Consider the following 3,195-nt stretch of genomic DNA (forward strand, 5'->3'; position numbering starts at 1 on the left):
GATTAACGAATTAAGTCGTGATACCGAGCATGCGAGTCATGCGCTCAAACATATCTTTAACAAAGACAAAGAGCAAAGCATCATCGACCAAACACGGCTCGTGAGTGAAATTGGTGGTGAAACGTTAACGATGCTTAATCATATTGACCGAATCAGCGCCACCTCAAAAGCGAAAGAGGCTTTAAACAAAGAGCAAGAAAAGGCGAAAAACAATAAAACGGTCTTAACTGACGAACAGCAACAAAAAATCTACGAAGACGCCTACAAAGAAGCGATGAATCAAGGCATGTCGGCGATGGGCAGTGAAACCCGTCAAGGCATTGACATGGCGGTCAACCTGATTAACGGCATCATCAGCGGCGACATGACAGGGGCGGTTGCAGGGGCACTGGCACCAAAAATTGCCAGTGCCATAAAAAAACAAACCGAGCATTACAACCCTGAAACCGGCAAATGGGAAACAGACCACATTGCCAACACGGTCAGTCATGCCATCTTGGGTGGGGTGGTTGCGCAGCTGCAAGGCAACTTAGCCCTAGTGGGTGGCTTAGGCGCTGCCGCAAGTGAACGCAGTGCGGAAGTTATTGCAGGTATCCTTTACCCCGATAAAGACATCAAAGACCTAAGCCAAGAAGAAAGACAACAAATCAGCGCCCTAACTCAACTCGCGACTGGCCTAGCTACCGCCGCGGCCGGTGGTGATATCCAAGATATCAATACTGGCGTTGCGGCGGGGAAAAATGCGGTTGAGAATAATGGATTAAGTTGGGCTGATGGTGGATTTGGTGGCGATTTTATTGGTCTTTCACCTGAAACAGGGGCAAATTATGACAGCATACTTCATGCTTCAGCTAATGGTTATCTAACCCCAGAAGAGGCTTCGCAAATCATAGATGATATGAATTCAGGTAAATTTATGTATGATCCTTTAAGAGAGGATTTGATGCGATTGCCAGAAGATCTAGCTATATTGGTGACGCCATATGGTGATTATATCGCCTTTAGGGATGCAGATAGTTGGGGTGACTACGCAATAGCAGCAGCAGGAGTATTACCTTTTGCAAAATTTATCAAAGTAGCGGGAAAAGTAATTAAAGTTGAAACTAAAACTGCACAAGTTTTGGTAAAAGAAGCGGAAGTAGCATATAAAGCGGGGAATGTTGCTGAAGGTAACCGCTTGATGAATCAAGCGGCAAGCCAGTCAAAACAAATTGAAACAACAGTTGTAAAAAATAGTGCAGCTGGAAAGGGAACAGGTGCGAACAAACCATTAGATAAAACAGTCTTAGAAACGCAACATGGAAAAGGAAGTGTTGCACAAGATGGTGGAAATTATAAAGAGATTAAGTATAAAATACATAATAGCCAAGCAGCCAATCAAAAAGGAAATGAGAGTAGCAAATTTGGCGAGCATGTAAAAAATGAAAAAGAACTAAATGCTGGAAAGGGGACGACGGGGCAGATAACTCCGGATTTACCTAAAACAAGAGAGAGGCTCTATGAAGATCTAAAATCTAAAGGATTTACTAGTAATGGGCAATCACAGGGAGGCTACGAAACATGGAAAGGTTCAGATGGTGTCACTGTAACCATCAAGCCAACAGGTGAAGTTATTAGAACGCAAAGAGTATGGAAATCAGATAGATCAGGGAAATACTCTGAGCGACAAGATTACTTTGGTAATAGGCTTCCGGATCAATCACATTCAACTGGACATTTTGTGGAGTAAATTATGAAATTTGAAGATGTAAGTCTCGGAACTATAAATTTTAGTAATTTTGGGAGTGATCTTATTTTTGATATATGGAGTACTTATGATGGGCATTCTTTGGGAAAAATTCATTGTAAAAATGTGAAGGAATTTGAATGTAAAAATATGCTTGATGGTGAAGAGTTATTTGGTTCTTATATCGCACTCGTGAAAATAGAATCAAAAACTTTAATAATGGAGTCTGGAGAAGTGTGGATTAAGGTAATTAGCAATGAAATAACTTCCACTTTGTAGACTAATAATTTCCAGTGAACCAGTAGAAAGTTTGTTTTTAAGTTACAAGTATTGAATAGCAAGTACAATAATTAACCTATTTTATTCAACCTTAATAGTGAGTGTTGAGGGGGAGGATGGGGTAGGCTTCATACATTGTGGTACGTAACCCACGGTGTAAAATCGCTTGTTGGATTGTGGCGCCGGTGCTTTGTTTGTGGTTGATTTTAGCTTGGAATGTATCTTAACCTGACAATTCTAACGTATATTATTGTATTCGTTCTTAAAAAAAGTGACAGTTGATTCTGTCACTAAATCCTTTTTAAGTGGTAATTTTGATTTAGCATCACTTTAGTGATTATTATTTTTATGCACCATTGTAGTAAATAAAGCCTACTTAACTATATTGCTCATTGTGTCATATCTCCTTCTATTTAAAACATAAAAACACACTATTTATTTACAAAAAATCGGTCAGGTAAGGCGTTTATTTTATTTAATTTTTTTCTTGGTGTTTTTTTGCATTTTTCTGTGTCAGCAAAGATGGCTTTGACATAAAGGTCGAAAACAATACCGACTTAAAAGCAACAGACAAAGGTATCTTCTTAACTGACGAGCAACATTGCCAACACGGTCAGCCATGCCATCTTGGGCGGGGTGGTTGCGCAGCTGCAAGGCAACTCTGCCCTAGTGGGTGGCTTAGGCGCTGCCGCAAGTGAACGCAGTGCAGAAGTTATTGCAGGTATCCTTTACCCCGATAAAGACATCAAAGACCTAAGCCAAGAAGAAAGACAACAAATCAGCGCCCTAACCCAACTCGCGACTGGCCTAGCTACCGCCGCGGCCGGTGGTGATATCCAAGATATCAATACTGGCGTTGCGGCGGGGAAAAATGCGGTTGAGAATAATTCGTTACTTGGTGATAGGTTTCGTGAAAAACATAAAAACAGTGTTGAATACTGGAAAACAGAAATTAGAGAAAAAATTGGTGAAAATACAGCATCTCAAATTCTTAATGGGATAATGATGTCATATGGTGATGCGGTTGATTTTGGTGCTGGCGCTGCAGATACAGCATTAGATGCTATACTTGCATTAGGAAGTTGTACCATGGGGGCATCTTATTGCGATACTGCACTCGATGATTTAGGGAAAGCTAATAAAACTGCATCAGACGCAATGACTTCATTAATCAATGGTGATACGTGGGA

General features: G+C 40.7%; 3 protein-coding genes. All 3 read left to right on the forward strand.

The genetic code is table 11. From position 1 onward, the window contains the following. Nucleotides 1-1,729: VENN motif pre-toxin domain-containing protein (locus tag A9G22_RS04065; RefSeq protein WP_176700225.1), on the forward strand; the 1,729-nt coding region annotated here is incomplete at its 5' end. A 3-nt stretch (nucleotides 1,730-1,732) separates the two neighbouring features. Continuing rightward, complete coding sequence (locus A9G22_RS04070; RefSeq protein WP_065587066.1) at nucleotides 1,733-2,005, forward strand: hypothetical protein; 273 nt, start codon at nucleotides 1,733-1,735, stop codon at nucleotides 2,003-2,005. A 636-nt stretch (nucleotides 2,006-2,641) separates the two neighbouring features. Then, a partial coding sequence (locus A9G22_RS04075) for a VENN motif pre-toxin domain-containing protein (RefSeq protein ID WP_141669970.1) occupies nucleotides 2,642-3,195 on the forward strand: 554 nt, incomplete at its 3' end.

The organism is Gilliamella sp. App2-1 (assembly GCF_001690255.1).
GTDB lineage: Bacteria > Pseudomonadota > Gammaproteobacteria > Enterobacterales > Orbaceae > Gilliamella > Gilliamella apicola_G.

Excerpts from the sequence above, each read along its gene's own strand:
- A9G22_RS04070 (WP_065587066.1), top strand. The coding sequence starts at position 1,733 with ATGAAATTTGAAGATGTAAGTCTCGGAACTATAAATTTTAGTAATTTT.